We start from the raw sequence: 15,190 nt of genomic DNA on the forward strand, positions 1-15,190 counted from the left end.
GCAACCTAATTGCAGAGCATCTTGTAAAAAGTTACTGTACCGCAAAGGATTCGCCGGAATGCGGGCGGCCGTCGGGCCGTGGTCGGCTCGGGAGCGTACCCATCACCGAGATCCCAGAACTCGCGGAGCTCGTCGGCCCACTCCTCGCTCGTCTCGAAGACGCCCTCGTACGTTCCACTGGATGCCGTCGTTCCAGTCCCCCTGTACGACGCCCGCTCGCTCTCGTCGAACATCCCCCGGAGGATCGGCCGTTTCAGCCGATTGGCGGCTCCACATGGTCGAACTCACGTTCGCAGGTGGCCGTTCTCTGGGTCGTGGAGGTCTGGTCCTGGGTTGCTCATTGGCTGATGGTGTGGGGTGGTAGCTGCTGGGGGGGACGCCGCCCGCCGTCAGGGCGCGACGAGGGCGGCAGAAGGAGGCGTCAGTCCGCGGCCTGGTCGCCCTCGCGGTCCGGGGCAGGCCGACCCTGCCACTCCTCGTAGAAGGTGTCGATGTCCGGTTCGAACGGCGTGAGCACCGGATAGCCGACCGGCACCGCGTCCACGTCGAGGAGCTGGTAGCACTCCGGGCAGTACCACTCCCGGAGCTCGAACGCCCAGTCCGGGTCGACGTGCATGTACTCCTCGTAGAGCTCCTCGAACTCGTCCTCGTCCTCCCGGACGAAGACCTGACAGGAGCGCTTCCAGTTCTCGCCGGCGTCACAGAGGTCCTCGCCGCAGTCGGTCCTGATGACGCGGCCCTCGTCGGTCCCGACCACGTACAGGTGGTCGTTCAGCGGGACGAGGATGGGGTCGTCCCAGTCGACCCGCTCCTGCAGCACCGCTCGGGTCTTCTCGAAGCGGTCGGGGTCCTTCGGGTCCGGGAGCACCTCGTTGCGCAGCTCGTTCCAGGACAGCTCGCCGTCGATGAGCGATTCCACACGTGCTTGTTCCAGATCAGTCATTGGTATCACCTAGGGGGAGTAGCCGTCGCTGAGGTCCCAGAACTCGCGGAAGTCCTGGGCCCACTCCTCGCTCGTCTCGAAGACGCCCTCGTACATGTACTGGACGCCGTCGTTCCAGTCGCCCTTCCGCACGCGGGCCCGCTCCTCATCGAAGAACTCCTCGAACGACTGGGTCCGCTCGGCGCGCTCCTCGCGGATCTCCTCGCGCCGCTCGGCCGTGGCCGGGCGATCGACCGTGAACTCGCGGTTCTCCGCGTCGTACTCGCCGACCACGCCGTACACCTCCTCGACCACGTCCGGCGTGAAGATGTCCTCCTCGATGTCCTCCTTCACCTTCTCGAGCGGCCGATCGAGCGGGTCACCCCAGCCCGGACCGCCGCTGGTCTGGTAGCGGAGCAGGTCGTAGTTCTCGAACTGCTCCGGGAAGAACATCCCGTCCTGATCGCGGATGATCTCCTCGGCCTCGATCTGCTCCTCGATCCGGCCGTGGTGGGGCATGTCGTCGAGCGGGTACGGCTCGTCCGTGACGGTCCGCCTGGCCAGGTCCGTGTCGTGTGCGCGCACGGAGTAGCTCGTCCCGCCGGGGTAGCCGCCGGACATGCCGGCGCCCGACCACGTCACCGTCGGGATGCTGAGCGCGTACAGCGAGACGTCCTCGCTGCCCATGATCGTGTGGAGCCCCTCCCAGCCGGAGCCGCCACGGTACTTGCCGTGCCCCGCCGTGTTGGGCTTGACCCGCCGGGCCAGCTGGATGAGGCCCCACTGGGTCTGCTCCCACTCCTCGACGTCGCCCAGGTCGGCCTCCGGGTTGAACATCGCGTACCCGTAATCGAGGCCGTCCCGGACCGCCGAGGCGCCGAGCCCCTGACACGAGAAGTCGAACGGTCCCACCGGCCAGTAGTCACCCAGCGCGTCCGGGATGGCGTCGGCCAGCGAGTCCATCAGCTTCCCCCCGCCCTGCAGCGCGTCGCAGGGCTCCCCGTAGCCCGTGACGACCTCCTCGCGGAACCCCCGCGAGAAGAAGCCGCTGGAGAGTGCCCGCGACACGGCCAGGTAGGTGGGGAAGATCGTCAGCCACGGAGTGTGGTACGACAGCTCGGGGTCCTGCGGGTTCACCACCGTCCCCTCCGGGTAGTTGGTGTCCACCGCGTAGTGGGCCCCGTCGTTGACCTTCCCGTCGTGGAGGATGGACTGGGTGAGATACACCCAGAGGGCGCCCTCCATCGAGCCCTTCGCGCAGTTGAACGGGTGCGGGCCGGGTGGGGTGGCACCCTCCATGTCCAGCTCCATCCCGCCCTCCCCGTCGATGGTCATCTCGATGGGGAGGTGGTTCATCATGTTCTGCTGGGCCCCGGGCTGCCAGGCCTTGTCCTCCCACTGGATCGGGTGGAAGCCGGCCTCGCGGTACGTCCCGGGGAACATCCGCTCTTTGACCCGGGACTCCATGATCTGGCGGCCTTCCTCGACGGCCTCGTAGAGGAAGTCCTTGAACAGCTCGACGCCGACCTCGTCGATCATCTCGTGGATCGCCTCGCGGATCATGTGGCACCCCGCGAGCCGACACTTCTCGTCGAGGTCCCAGTACATCGGGGTGCGGACACCCCGCTGGCCGCGGTCACGCCAGTCCTGGTACAGCTTGTCGTCCTCACCGATCTTCTCACACGTCGCGTACAGCCCGTCCTCGTGACGGTTCGTGGACGCGACCTGGTCGTGGCCGCGGGTCATCCCACCGATGTCGATTTCGTGGGTGACACCGTCGGCCCACGCGACGAGTTCGTCGTCGTAGAAGATGGGGACGAAGGTGTGGACGTCCGTGGTGTGGACGTTGCCGAGGTCGTTGTCGTTGTTGCAGAAGACGTCCCCCGGCTGGATGCCGCGGTTGTGCTCGTAGTCCTGCTCGATCATGTACTTGATCGCGAGCGAGCCGGTGTGGACGTGGACGATGATGCCCGTCGACACCGCAACGGAGTCGCCCTCGGGCGTGTAGATCTGGAAGCACAGCTCCCCGATCTCGCGGACGATGGGTGACGCCGAGACGTGCAGGGCGGTCTCGCGGGCCGAGACCAGCGCGCCCCGGAGCCGCGAGTACATCTGCTCGTACTTGAACGGGTCGTTCTCCTTGAGCTCGAGTTCGTCGAGGCCCTGGTAGCGCCCGGTCTCCTCGAGGCGCTGTTCGCCCTCGTCGAGCATCTCCTGGAGGGTCTGGCCGTCCCAGCCGATTGGCGGGTCGACCTTCTCCAGCTCGCGTTCGCGGGTGGTCGTTCCTGGGTCGTGGAGTTCTGATTCGGGTTTGCTCATTGGTCTGGTGGTGACAGGTGGTAGATGCGGTTGTTGTCGAGCGATGCCTCCCAGCCTGGCGGGACCAGCATCGTCGTCGCCGGGGCCTCCGTGACCGCCGGCCCCTCGATGACGTTACCGGCCTGGATGTGATTCATGTTCCAGATGTCCGCGTCGTGCCAGTCGCCCTCCCAGTAGATGGCCCGCTCGTTCTTGTGAGCCTGCTCCGGCGGCGTGTCGGCCGACACCGGCTCCTCGTCGGGGAGTTCGGGCTTGGTCGAGGGGGCGACCCCCGTACCGATGGCGACGGTGAACTGGTAGCCGTTCTCGGGCGAGCGAGCCGCACGCTGGAACACGCGACCGAACTCGTCCTCGAACCGCTCGATGACCTGTTCGATGTCCTCGCCGTCCAAGCCCCCGTCCCAGAAGTCCTCGATCTGGACCTCCAGGTCGTCGAGCATGCCGGTGTACTGGGCGCGGATGGCCGGCCGGAACTCCATGACGTCGGAGTCGATGCCGTCGCGCTCGAAGGCGTCGGCCGCCTTCTCCCGCACCTTGTGGAACACCCCGGTCAGCGTGTCGGCCACGTCGTCGGCGTTGCTGAAGTCGGGCTGGAGGATGACGTCGACGGACTGGTCGTACCGGTAGGCGGAGTCGGCGCAGGCGGTGCCGAACGCCGAGAACGCCGCCGCCCAGTCCGGGACGAGGATGTCCTTGAAGTTCAGCGGCTTGGTGTAGCCGGCCGCGTGGAGCGGGCCGCCGCCACCGTAGCTGATGAGGTTGTAGTTCTCCGGCGAGTAGCCCAGCCCGTGGACCATCGAGCGGAGCTCGTTGGCCATGTCGCGCTCGACGATGTTGAGCACACCACGGGCCGTCTCGACGGGGTCCTCGCCGAGGTTGCTGGCGAGCTGCTCGTCGATGGCCTCGCGGGCCGCGTCGACATCGATGGGGATGTCACCGCCGAGGAAGAAGTCGGGGTTGATGTACCCCAGCAGCGCCGTGCAGTCCGTCACGGTGGGGGTCTCGACGTCAGCGTCTTCGTTGGCGACGCCGACGAGGTAGCCCGCCGAGTCCGGCCCGACCTCGATCCGGTCGGAGGCGCGGTCGACACGGAGGTACGACCCGGTTCCCGAGCCGATGGAGTCCAGCGCCGTCATCGGGATGTTGGTCGGGATCTGCGCCAGGGTCTGGTCCCAGCGTGTCGGGTAGTGCCCCTCGGTGATGAGGGCCACGTCGAAGCTGGTGCCCCCGACGTCCGAGCAGACCAGGTTGTCGATGCCGAGCTTGTCGGTCATGAACTCGCCGCCGAACACCCCGCCGATGGGGCCCGACAGCATCGTCTCGGCCAGCCAGTCGTGGTCCGGCGCGATGGTCCCACCGGACGAGGTCAGGACCCGGAACGGCGAGTCCAGCCCCTCCTCCTGCAGGGTGTCCTCGATGTTGTAGAGCTGCTCGCGCGACGGCTCCACGGCGTAGGCTTCGAGGATGAGCGTGTTCAGTCGCGGGGTCTCGCCCCGGACCGGGTTCTGCTCGCTCGAGAGCCAGACCGGCGTGTCGTCGTTGCGCTCGTCCTTGATCTCCTCGGCGATCTCCTTGATCTTCTGCTCGTGCTCCTGGTTCGCGTAGGAGAAGATCGTGCAGACGGCGATGACCCGGACATCCCGGTCGAGCAGGTCGTGGACGGCCTCGCGGATCTCGTCCTCGTAGATGCTGATGATCGGGACGCCCAGCATGTTGACGCGCTCGCGGACCCCCTTGATGTTCTCCCGGGGGACGAGCGGTTCGGGGTGTTCGTGCTCCCGGGCGTGGAGCCGCCCCGCGTACGACAGGTCCGCCCAACTGGCGATGCCCCGACCCATCCGGTGGTGGTCCTCGAAGCCGGCGGTCGTGATGACGCCGATATCCCCCTCACCCTCACGCTCGAGAAGCCGGTTGAGCATCGCCGTTCCGGCGTAGACGACGCCGTCGAGCGAGGCGGCACTCTCGCTGAACGAGGTGCCCCAGTAACCCAACCCGTTGTCGAACGAGTTCTTGACGCCGACCGACTCGTCGTCCGGCGTCGTCTGTGCCTTTCCGACCGTGTAGTTCGCCTCCTCGTCGACGATGAACGAGTCCGTCATGGTACCGCCCGTGTCGAGGGCGAGGAGACGCGGTTCGTGTTCTGACTGGTCTTCGGTGCTCATCGATGGTCTGGCCTCCGTCCACGGGGAGTGTTCTCACACCTCCCGCGTCACGCCTACGCACGAAATCGGCTACCAAAAAGGTTGCCCATTTTAAACGGAGTTCGTTGATGAATAGAGGGTCCTGTCGGGAGCCGAACACCACGACAGGTGGAGGGAGGGAGGGAGACGGATATCGGCGGCCGCACGACCGGCGCGATCACCGGCGAGGACAGGCACCCGACGGGGCTATCCCATCACCAGCTCGCCGTACGATCCCCCGAGGATGAGCCCGAACAGGACGAACCCGACGAGGAGCGACCCGTCTAGGTACGGGAAGACGACGACGGGAGCCAGCATCGGGACGAGGAGGACACCCACGCCGAAGCCGACGGCGAGGCCGTAGACGAGCCCCATCGCGGTGGTGACGACGAGCGCCATGCCGAACCGGGCGGTCAGCGGGAGGACGAGGTTCTTCGCTGCCTCGGACCGGGTCGTCAGCTGCAGGACGCTCGCGATGTACCCGTCGATGTACCGCGTGACGATGCCGGCGAAGACGACGCCGAGGATCGCACTGAGGAACAGCAGCGCGACCCAGCCCCCCACGAGCGACGGCGTGTCGGCCAGGTACATCCGCCCCATGGCGGGCATCATCGGCGTGGTCAGCTGGACGATGACTCCCAGCACGATGCCGCCGAACAGCGACCCCACGACTGCAGCTCGGAGTTCCTCGGCGTCAGGTGCCATACGGTATCACACCACGGAGTGTAGTACGGACCCCTTTTAATCTACCCCCTGCGGTCCGGGGGGAGCCGTCCGTCGGCTCCCCCAGCGAGTTCGCGGGCACTCACATCCCACCCTGAGGTAGGCCTCCCGAACGGCCGGGTCGTCGGTGATGTTCTCGGGGGCGCCCTCGGCGATCCTCGAGGCGAACTGGATGACGATGGCCCGGGCCAGCTCCGGCCGGAGGAGGCCGGCGTGAGGGAGTTCCCCGGCCGAGGCCCGCAGTCGCCCCTCGAGGTTCTCGGGGAACTGCAGTACGGCACGGAACGGCTCACCCGTTGTCGTCGACCGCGTCGTCGGGCCACTCGCCCCGGTACCCGTCGAGCCAGTCGCGCCGGTGACGCTCGCTGCAGAACGCGATCCGTCGGACACCCGAGCCAGCACTGGGCGTCACCGCCAGTGTGAACCCCTCGGGGAGCGTGACATCCGGCGGGTCCTCCGGGAGCGCCGCGCCACAGATCGCACACCCGTCCGGGTTCTCGAGCCGTGTCATGGTCGTGGAACGCAGGGGGCCGTGGAAAAGGTGATGCCGGACGGGACGGGTCAGTCAGGGGCGTCGCACGGCCCACAGCGTGACCCCGAGCAGGCCGCCCAGGGCGAGCACGGCGAGCGGCACCCAGACGGTGATCGTCCTCGGTTGCACGTCTTGCTAACCCATCCGCTGCCGTTCGAGTTGACGTACCAGCGTGTGCCATACCGCCGTGTCAGGCGTGATGCCGAGATGGTCCGGGAGTCGAAGGGGAATCACCCGTCGCCTCGGCCGGGCCGAGCGGCGCCGCGAGCCGTCAGCCGTGCCGTTCGGCGTACTGGTCGGCCAGGTCGGCGGCGGCCAGCGTCACCACGTCCGGGAGCTCCGTCTCGAAGTACTCCTCGTCGACCTGGTTCGACGTGCCCGAGACGCTGATGGCGCCGAGCACCTCCCCCCGGTAGTGGACCGGCGCGGCCACCGACTGGACACCGAGCGCGACCTCGTGTTCGCTGGTGGCGTACCCCCGCCGGCGGATCGCCGACAGCTCCTCGAACAGCGTCTCCTCGTCGGTGATGGTGTGTTCCGTGCGGGCGGGGAGCCCGTAGCTGTCCAGGATGTCCCGGATCCGGCTGTCCGGGAGGTGTGCGAGGATGGCCTTGCCGGAGGCCGGGCCGTGGAGGTCGGTCCGCTTGCTGACGCGCCCGTAGGTCCGGACGGCATCGTTGCTGACGACCCGGTCGAGGTAGACGGCCCGGCCGTGCTCCTCGACGACGAGCCAGGCGACGAGCGAGGTCTCCTCGGCCAGCGCGGTGAGCGTCCCGTCGGCGAGCCCCGAGAGCGGCACCGCGTTGCGCGCGGCCGTCCCGTGGTAGAGGAACTTCAGACTCAGGTGGTACCGTCCGCCCTCGTTGACGAGGTACTCGAGCGACTCCAGCGTGGCCAGGTAGCCGTGGATGGTGCTCTTCGCGAGGTCCAGCTGATCGGCCAGCTCGCCCAGCTCGGCGCCGTCCTGCTCGTGGATGTACTCGATGATCTCGAACGCGGTTCGAGCCGACTTCACCATCCGGCCGGGCTCGGTTAGTGCCATGGTAGCTCTCACGAGCGCCGCGTTATTATCGCTTCGGTCATTTAAATAGGGGCCGGCAAGGAACGGCTCCGTGGCTTCCGAGCATCGTGAACATCACCATTTATACTCATGTTCGACGAATGCGAGTAATTGCCATCCATGACTCAAAGTATCAGACTGCACATACGTGCGCCCCGAGGAACGATTTGAGACTACCGAACGGCTCCGAGCAGACCGAGGGGCGGGTAACTCCGGAACATTTCGTGTGATCGCTGACCGCGCGACTCCATCCCGGGCCGCGAGTCGACTGTGTAGAACGACGGAGAATCGATTATGGTCGAATACCACTCAATTATATTCACATACGCCGAAAGTTTCGAGCCCTGCTACAGTATGATATACCCAGCTGTTCTGCAGATATCGAAAACGGATATCCCGAATCGTGTCCGGAAACAGGTACTCGTTCGATAAAGTAGAATCCGAGCTCGTCGAGCCGGCGCAGATTCCTGGCCAGATTCCAGTCTCTCGAATCGACTTTCTCACGCCCGTTCGCACCGGGAATCAAGCAGCTTACGTCGGGGAGCTATCCGCAACCCGGGACGGACCGGGCCGGTCGTGGGCACGGATCGCCGCCGTGGACGAGACCTACCGCCCACTTCGGGCACGCGTCCCCGGAACTCGACCACACCTCTTTACACCAGTACTTCTGTAAACCGTTGCTTTACACAGAGACGCCTGTAAATCTCGGTCGTGGAGGAGGACAGTCGCCATCGCGGGGAGTCGGTCAGGGGGGGCTGTTGAACTCCGCGGGGGCGACCCGTGCGTAGGAGTCCGACAGCGCGTCCGCGTCCTCCGGGAGGAGGGCGACGACGAGATACGCGGCGAACTCCGAGAAGTACGAGACCAGCTCCGCGATGCGCTCGGCGTCGATGGCCTCGAGCGAATCGAGCACGATGAACGGAACCGTCTCGTGGACCTCGTGGGCGAGATAGCCCGACAGCGCGACGACGAGCCCGATGACCTCCCGTTCGCTCTCACTCAGGTTTCCGACAACGTCCTCGTACACCGTCCCGCCCTCGTCCTCACGGACGACGTGGAGCTCGAAGGTCGTCTCGGCCCCCCGGCCGGTGCCGCTTCGGCGCTCGATCCAGACGCGCGCGATGTTGCTGAACTGGAGGATGCCGAGGATGTCCGCCATCCGCTCGTTGAACTCCTCGACGACCGCTGCCTCCAGATCCGTGATGTGCGAGCGCTGAGCCTCGAGCTCCTCGGTCACCTCGTCGATGCGGGCCTCGAGCTCGGCCGGCTCGGGGAGGGACTCGACCTCGGCGATCTCGTCGCGGAGGTCGTCCCGTTCCTGTTCGAGCTGGCCGCGCTCGTACTGCAGGTCGCTCAGCTCCTCGTACGCCTCCAGCAGGTCGTTCTCCCGGAGCGCCTCGGTCTCGGCGGCCCGGACCTCCAGCTCCTGGATGGTCTCGCGGAGTTCCTCGGCCGTCGACTCCAGCTCCGCGAGCCGCTCGGTGCGTTGCTCGATCTTCTCCTCGGTGCGCTCGAGGTCGCGTTCGAGCGTCGAGCGGCGCCGTGCCTGCTCCTGCACCGACTCGATGCGTTCCTCGAACTCGTCGATGCGGCGCCGGACCGACTCGCGCTCCTCGCGTTTCGCCTCGACGACCGACTCCAGATCCGCCAGCCGCTCGTCGATGGCCCCCCGCTCGACACGGCTCCCGCAGGTCCAGCAGACCACGTCCCGTTCGGCCTCCGGAGCCAGCGCCGCGGTCACGTCCCCCTCGTCCGCCTCGATGGAGCGGAGGTCGTGTTCCTCGCCGGAGAGGACATCGCGGTTGAACTCGACGATGGTCGTCAGGCTGGATATCTCGCCGTCGAGCTCCCGCTTTCGCTGTCGAGCCTCCGAGAGCTGCGCCTCCAGGTCCGACTCGTCCTCCTCGGCCTCGTCGGGCAGCGCCGCACGCTCCTCCCGGAGGTCCGCCAGCTCCGCCTCCAGTGCGGTTCGCTCGGACTCGACCAGCTCGATCTCGTCCTCGGTCTGGCTCAGCTGCTGGCGGCGGCGGTCCAGCTCGTCGACCAGCTCGTTGGCCTCCTCGGCCGCGTCGGCGTCCTCCTCGAACTCGGCGACCGTCTCCCGGAGCTCCTCGATGGCCTCGTCGATCTCCGCGATCCGCTCGTCGATCTCCGCCCGACGCTGCTCCAGTTCGGGCAGCTCGTTGCGGCGCTCGACCACACGGCTCCGCTCGGTCTTCAGCTCCTCACGCTCCGACTGGAGGTCGCGGATCCGCCGCTCGATGGCGGCGGTGTCGACCGGCCCCATGACGAGGTCGTGCAGGTCCTCACCGCCCGTCACGGCCCGCCGGACCTCGTTGTCCCCGAACAGCGAGACGAAGAGATCGATCAGCTCGGGGGCGTCGCTGAACGGTTCCCCACCGGTGCTGACGCCCGAGGCCGTCCGGATGTACGTCCGGGTGTACTCCTCGTCGCCGATGGTCAGGGAGACCTGCCCCTCGTCGGCGTTGCTCCGGAGGGTCGCCTCGGACCCACCCAGTACCCCGTTGATGGCCTGCAGGAGCGAGGTCCGGTTGGTGGCGTTGTAGCCGGTGAGGACCGTCACACCGGGCGAGAACGACACCTCCGCACGGTCGATGCCCCCGATGTTCGATGCGGTCAGGGCCGCGGGTCCGGTGGCCGACTCGCTGCTCACGTTCGCCCCGTCACTCATTGTTGCGGTGTGGCCGCCCGGCGTATTTATATTCGGTGGTTCCCGTCATCGACCGGTCGGAACGACCCCCATCGGGGCCATACAGGTGCGCCGCACCGCCGGTACCCGTCCCGAGTCGGAGGCGTCAGTCCGACTGCCCCGTCACCGGGCAGTCACACGCGCGTTCCGCGAGAAGCTCGTCGGGTCGGTAGCTCGACCCGCAGTCGGTGCAGGTGACCTGGATCGTCACGGAGAGTTCGAGCGGCCCGGTGGTCAGCAGTCCGGCGTTCCGCAACCGCTCCAGGGTCTGCTCGACGACGCTGGCACAGCGGTTCCGCGCCCACTCGATGGTGTCCCGGCCGTCGTCGAGGGTGATGGAGGCCTCGCGCGAGGTGTCCACCGCCAGGCACTCGTTCAGGTGGGTCCGCATCGTGGTGTGGGTGACCCAGTCGGACTGCACCTCGTCGATGTCGACGCCCTGCTGGGTCAGCCGCGTCCGGACACGAGCGACCCGTTCGGTGGGCGTGTCGTCGGCGGCGAGGACGTCGTACAGCACGCCGACGGCGTCGTCATCGTCCACGGCGCCGTAGAGCGCGTCGCTCAGGTCGACCGCGGCCGCGTCGAGTGCGGCCTCCAGGATCCGCCGGTTGGTGTAGTCGGCCAGGTCGCGCAGGCTCGCGTCCGACTCGTTGCGCCGGCCGACCAGTTCCGCGTCGAGCCCGCCCAGCCCGTAGCTCTCGATGCTCCGGCCGACCTTGCAGGAGCAGGAATCCGTCGGTTCGGACATCGGTGCTGCCCCAACCTACCGCTGCCCCCACCCATACCTCTTCCGCCTACGACCGCAGCAGCGATGGCGAAGAGCTAGAGCTACAAATTACTTACCGACTACAATAAGCCATGAATATCGGCCATATGGCTCCATAACCCTTCATCCAAAGAAAATCAAAATATACAATATAAAACACTATAATCCCACAATTAAATCTTTATCCCCCCAAAATATTAGTAACAACCACTTAAGAAATCCTTTAGTAGTCTTTAGAACCTTTTTGCGTTTGCTATTTTCAGAGATATCTCGAGAATTTAGGAAGTAAAAATCTTATAGTGCCCTCTGGACCATTCTTCCGCAACAAACTTTCTCCAGACATCCTTATTCATATATTTCCAATTTACAAGTATAAACCGCAGCCTGGCCCGGATGTAACCTCTGCATATATCTTGTAGGTTTTGTAAGTGAAATGAGCATCGTTGGTGCCATCATGGCGGACCCCGGACGGTCTGTCGCCGGGGTGGCATCGGAACCGCGGTCGGGTGACACGGGTAGCGACGGTGCATCCCCAGCCCGGCCCCCAGGCAACGCCCGTGCGGCTCCGGCCCCCCAGCCGGAGCTTCGGGGCGCTCCACGCTGTCGGATGGGGAGTGTGGTCTTCGGTTCACCGTCCGGCGAATCTCCCCACCCGGTGAGGCCACCGGCGACGAGTGTATGGGGCGACGAGCGGGCGTCGCGGTCAGCCGCCGATGGGCCAGTCCGGCCGCTCGGCGGCGAGCTCGGCCAGCGGCCTCGACTCGCGCCGGAACTCGCCGAAGAGCCCCTCCAACCACTCGACCGCGTCGGGCCGGTCGTTCTCGACGTATCCGAGGAGGTTGCGGTGGGGACCATGGACGAGGAGCCGCGCCGTCGTCACACCGTCGGCCGTCATCAGGTAGAACGCGTAGGGGAGACGGTCGACGACGTGGAGCCCGAGCCACTCGCTCCGCAGGCTGCCCTCGAGCCGGTCGGGGTAGTTCTCGACGAGCGTGGGGACGAGCGACGCGGGAACGAGGAGGTCCACACGCAGGTCCTCCTCGACCGCGCTGCGCCGGTAGAGGAGCTCGATGAACTGCTCGCTGTTGGCCGCGACGGCACCGCCCCGGACCCGGTCGGCCGCGGCGAGCGACTCGGTGATGCGGTCGATCACCACCGCCGGTGGGAGCCGATCCGTGCTGACGACCTCGCCACCGGCGAAGAACCGGTGGTCCCGCGGTGCGTCGGCCGGGAGGTTCCGGGCGAGTTCGGCCGCCGCCCCGGCGGTCTCGGCGATGGCCGTCGCCTCCGTCACGGTGTCGAGGAGCACCCGACCCGCGTACGTGGTGACGAACCCCTCGTCGCGCTCCTCGACGAGCCCCACGTCGGTCAGGGCCGCGATGGCCCGGTCGACCGTGGAGCGGGAGTCACCGAGGTCGTCGATGAGGTCCCGCTTCCACGCTGGCTGCTCGGCCAGTCGCTCCAGGTACGCTCGTCGCGAGAGTGCGAGGTCGAGCATCGGCGTATCTACCATCCATCACCGACCGGCGTCAAAAACCCACGCATTCGACCAGGACACGCGCGGCCGGACGCCGTCGCGACGACCCGCGGCGACCGCGAGCGATAATGTATTATCAATCATTAACTTTATCCGGCGGGCGCCCATCGTCCGGGATACGATGCGCCAGCAGGCCCCTGCCCCACTCGTCCCGGAGATGCCGACACCGACCGAGGCCCCCGATGAGCCGCGACCGACCGCCGACGGTGGCGAGCGCCGCTCGCTCCCCGAGCGGACGTTCGGCGCGCCGCTCGTCCCGGACCACCGCTGACGCGGCCCGCTTCTCCGCCGACCGCACGCGAATAGCGGCGGCGCCCCCGGTCACTCGAACAGTTCCTCGTGACGCTCCGCGAGGTTCGTGTACTCGCCGGAGTGGTACTCCTCGAACACCTCGTCGGGATCGATGTTCGTCTCCTCGAGCGGCGTGACCGAGGCGGGCATCCCCCGGACGAACGACTCCGGCGGGACCTCGTAGTCCGCCGGGACCACCGTGCCCGAGGCGACGATGCTCCGCGTGCCGATGGTGGAGTCGGTGACGGTGGAGTTGAACCCGACCATCGCGCCCGCCGCGACGAACGTGTCGTTGAGGACGGCCCCGTGCCCGACCATCACCCCGCGGCTCACCTCCGAACCGTGGAGGGTGGCGTTGTCCCCGACGTGGGCGGCCCTGCCGATCCGGACGGGGGCCACGTCGCCCCGGAGTACGACGCCGGGCCAGACGCTCGCGTCCGCCTCGACGGTCACGTCGCCGACCAGCGTCGCCTCCCGGCTCACGTGAGCGTCCTCGTGGATCTCGGGCTCTGCTCCTTCGAACGCGTAGGTGCGGCTGTCCATGGTCGTACCGACGCGCCCCCGGACCAAAACCGTGTGGACCGTCAGCAAGAACCATACCCCGGGCGATGCGACCGGAGGGCCCATACCCGCAGCGCCCCCACCGCCGTCCGTGACGGAGTGCGACGCCGACCACCGCAACGCCGGCTTCGAGCGCCTGTTCGGCGACGACGGCCTCACCGTCGGGACGGGCTTCCCGCTCACCGACAGCCGGCAGTCGCGCCCGCCGGTCGAGCGCGAGCTGGAACTCGCCGCGCACGCCGAGGCGGTCGGGTTCGACGCGCTGTGGGCCCGCGACGTGCCCTTCCGCTGGCCGCGCTTCCGCGACACCGGCCAGACCTACGACACCTTCCCCTGGCTGAGCCACGTCGCCGCCCACACCGACGAGGTGGCCCTGGGCACGGCGAGCGTCGTCCTGCCCATCCGCCACCCGGCCCACGTCGCGAAGGCGGCCGCGTCGGTCGACCGCCTCTCGGACGGGCGACTCGTGCTGGGCGTCGCCACCGGTGACCGGGACCCGGAGTACGACGCGTTCGACGTCGACCCCGAGGAGCGCGGCGCGCGCTTCCGGGAGTCGGTCGCCACGATGCGGGCGCTCTGGCGTGGGGAGTTCCCCGAGCGCGAGGGCTGGTGGGGCGAACTCGACGGAGAACTGGACCTCGTCCCGAAGCCGACGACCGGGACGCTGCCGCTGCTTCCGACCGGCCACTGCCGCCAGACCGTCGAGTGGCTCGGCGCGAACGGCGACGGCTGGCTGTTCTACCACCTCCCCGAGGACACGCTGGCGTCGTACCTCGACGACTGGCACGCCGCCGCGGCTGAGAAACCGTTCGCGATGGCGCTGCAGGCGAAGCTGGCCGACGACCCGACGGCCGACCCCGAGCACGTCCACCAGGGCTTCCGGGCGGGTGCGGAGTGGTTCGTCGAGTACTTCGCTCGACTGGAAACGGTGGGCGTCGACCACGTCCTCGTCGGGGTCGGTGCGGACGGGGAGTCGGACCCCGAGCGGGCGCTGACGCGGTTCGCCGAGGCGGTCATCGAGCAGGTGTAGCGACCGGGGTCATCGCGGCGTCTTCCCGGAGGCCTCGCCGGCGCCCCCCGCAGCGTCGGACTCGTCCTCGCCCCCCTCACCCACCAGGAGCGCCCCCGTGACGAGGAGGCCGATGGCCGCGCCGCCGCCGGTCCACACCGCCACGCCGACCACGAGGACGGCGTCCCCGGTCCAGGTCACGAGCGCCCCGAGGAGCGCACCGGCCACCGCCCCGGCCAGGAGGCCGGCGACGACGAAGGCGGCCCGCGAGGCGCCGCCGAGGCGAGAGGCGAGCATCTCGACGAGCGCCGCGACGACGATGCCGACAGAGATGCCGTAGGCGGCGCCCATGGCGACTCCGGTGCCGCCGAGCGTGCCGGCGGTCGCACCGACACCAGCTCCGAAGACGATACCGAGACCGACCGCACGGTTCGTGTCGACAGTCGTGTTCATACCCGAACGAACGTCACGTGACCCGATATAGCGCGAACCCGGTTCTCCCGGGCTGGGAACCGCTCCGGCGACCGCGGGAAGGTGTGTGTACGCTGACGCTCGGCTGCAGCCGACATACCCCACATGA

At 67.6% G+C, this 15,190-nt stretch carries 15 protein-coding genes; 2 read left to right on the plus strand and 13 right to left on the minus strand.

The annotated features are described in order from the left end of the window. Positions 1-5 precede the first annotated feature (5 nt). The 11 genes from P2T62_RS21730 to P2T62_RS21775 form a co-directional block, all read right to left on the minus strand. Positions 6-233, minus strand: coding sequence for a hypothetical protein (locus tag P2T62_RS21730; protein ID WP_276259117.1), 228 nt, complete (start codon positions 231-233; stop codon positions 6-8). A 188-nt stretch (positions 234-421) separates the two neighbouring features. Continuing rightward, positions 422-943, minus strand: coding sequence for an acetone carboxylase subunit gamma (locus P2T62_RS21735; protein WP_276259118.1), 522 nt, complete (start codon positions 941-943; stop codon positions 422-424). Positions 944-952: 9 nt separating this feature from the next. Continuing rightward, positions 953-3,241, minus strand: a complete 2,289-nt coding sequence (locus P2T62_RS21740; protein WP_276259119.1) for a hydantoinase B/oxoprolinase family protein — start codon at positions 3,239-3,241, stop codon at positions 953-955. Continuing rightward, on the minus strand, positions 3,238-5,403 hold the full coding sequence (locus tag P2T62_RS21745) for a hydantoinase/oxoprolinase family protein (protein ID WP_276259120.1): 2,166 nt from the start codon (positions 5,401-5,403) through the stop codon (positions 3,238-3,240). Before P2T62_RS21745 ends, P2T62_RS21740 begins: the two co-directional genes overlap by 4 nt. Positions 5,404-5,628: 225 nt before the next feature. Beyond that, complete coding sequence (locus P2T62_RS21750; protein WP_276259121.1) at positions 5,629-6,126, minus strand: hypothetical protein; 498 nt, start codon at positions 6,124-6,126, stop codon at positions 5,629-5,631. 36 nt (positions 6,127-6,162) lie between these two features. Continuing rightward, positions 6,163-6,534 carry an ABC transporter ATP-binding protein C-terminal domain-containing protein gene (locus tag P2T62_RS23505; RefSeq protein WP_420028401.1) on the minus strand — a complete coding sequence of 124 codons (372 nt, stop codon included), beginning with the start codon at positions 6,532-6,534 and terminating at the stop codon, positions 6,163-6,165. Then, positions 6,434-6,655, minus strand: coding sequence for a hypothetical protein (locus P2T62_RS21755; protein ID WP_276259122.1), 222 nt, complete (start codon positions 6,653-6,655; stop codon positions 6,434-6,436). Before P2T62_RS21755 ends, P2T62_RS23505 begins: the two co-directional genes overlap by 101 nt. Positions 6,656-6,947: 292 nt before the next feature. Then, positions 6,948-7,718: an IclR family transcriptional regulator gene (locus tag P2T62_RS21760; protein WP_276259123.1), complete on the minus strand. Its 771-nt coding sequence runs from the start codon at positions 7,716-7,718 to the stop codon at positions 6,948-6,950. A 763-nt stretch (positions 7,719-8,481) separates the two neighbouring features. Further along, entirely contained in the window at positions 8,482-10,428 is a 1,947-nt protein-coding gene (locus P2T62_RS21765) for an archaea-specific SMC-related protein (RefSeq protein WP_276259124.1), read from the minus strand. 124 nt (positions 10,429-10,552) lie between these two features. Beyond that, entirely contained in the window at positions 10,553-11,194 is a 642-nt protein-coding gene (rdfA, locus tag P2T62_RS21770) for a rod-determining factor RdfA (protein WP_276259125.1), read from the minus strand. A 721-nt stretch (positions 11,195-11,915) separates the two neighbouring features. Then, positions 11,916-12,725 carry a transcriptional regulator FilR1 domain-containing protein gene (locus P2T62_RS21775; protein WP_276259126.1) on the minus strand — a complete coding sequence of 270 codons (810 nt, stop codon included), beginning with the start codon at positions 12,723-12,725 and terminating at the stop codon, positions 11,916-11,918. A 145-nt stretch (positions 12,726-12,870) separates the two neighbouring features. Between P2T62_RS21775 and P2T62_RS21780 the strand changes: the two genes are divergently transcribed. After that, on the plus strand, positions 12,871-13,020 hold the full coding sequence (locus tag P2T62_RS21780; protein WP_276259127.1) for a hypothetical protein: 150 nt from the start codon (positions 12,871-12,873) through the stop codon (positions 13,018-13,020). Positions 13,021-13,070: 50 nt separating this feature from the next. On the opposite strand, the gene P2T62_RS21785 is transcribed toward P2T62_RS21780, so the two are convergent. After that, positions 13,071-13,583, minus strand: coding sequence for a gamma carbonic anhydrase family protein (locus P2T62_RS21785; RefSeq protein WP_276259128.1), 513 nt, complete (start codon positions 13,581-13,583; stop codon positions 13,071-13,073). A gap of 109 nt (positions 13,584-13,692) precedes the next feature. On the opposite strand from P2T62_RS21785, the gene P2T62_RS21790 reads away from it, so the two are divergent. Then, a complete protein-coding gene (locus tag P2T62_RS21790) occupies positions 13,693-14,631 on the plus strand; it encodes a TIGR03571 family LLM class oxidoreductase (RefSeq protein WP_276259129.1) in 939 nt (312 codons plus the stop codon). Positions 14,632-14,640: 9 nt separating this feature from the next. On the opposite strand, the gene P2T62_RS21795 is transcribed toward P2T62_RS21790, so the two are convergent. Further along, positions 14,641-15,063, minus strand: coding sequence for a hypothetical protein (locus P2T62_RS21795; protein WP_276259130.1), 423 nt, complete (start codon positions 15,061-15,063; stop codon positions 14,641-14,643). Positions 15,064-15,190: the final 127 nt, after the last annotated feature.

The organism is Haloglomus litoreum (genome assembly GCF_029338515.1).
Lineage (GTDB): Archaea > Halobacteriota > Halobacteria > Halobacteriales > Haloarculaceae > Haloglomus > Haloglomus litoreum.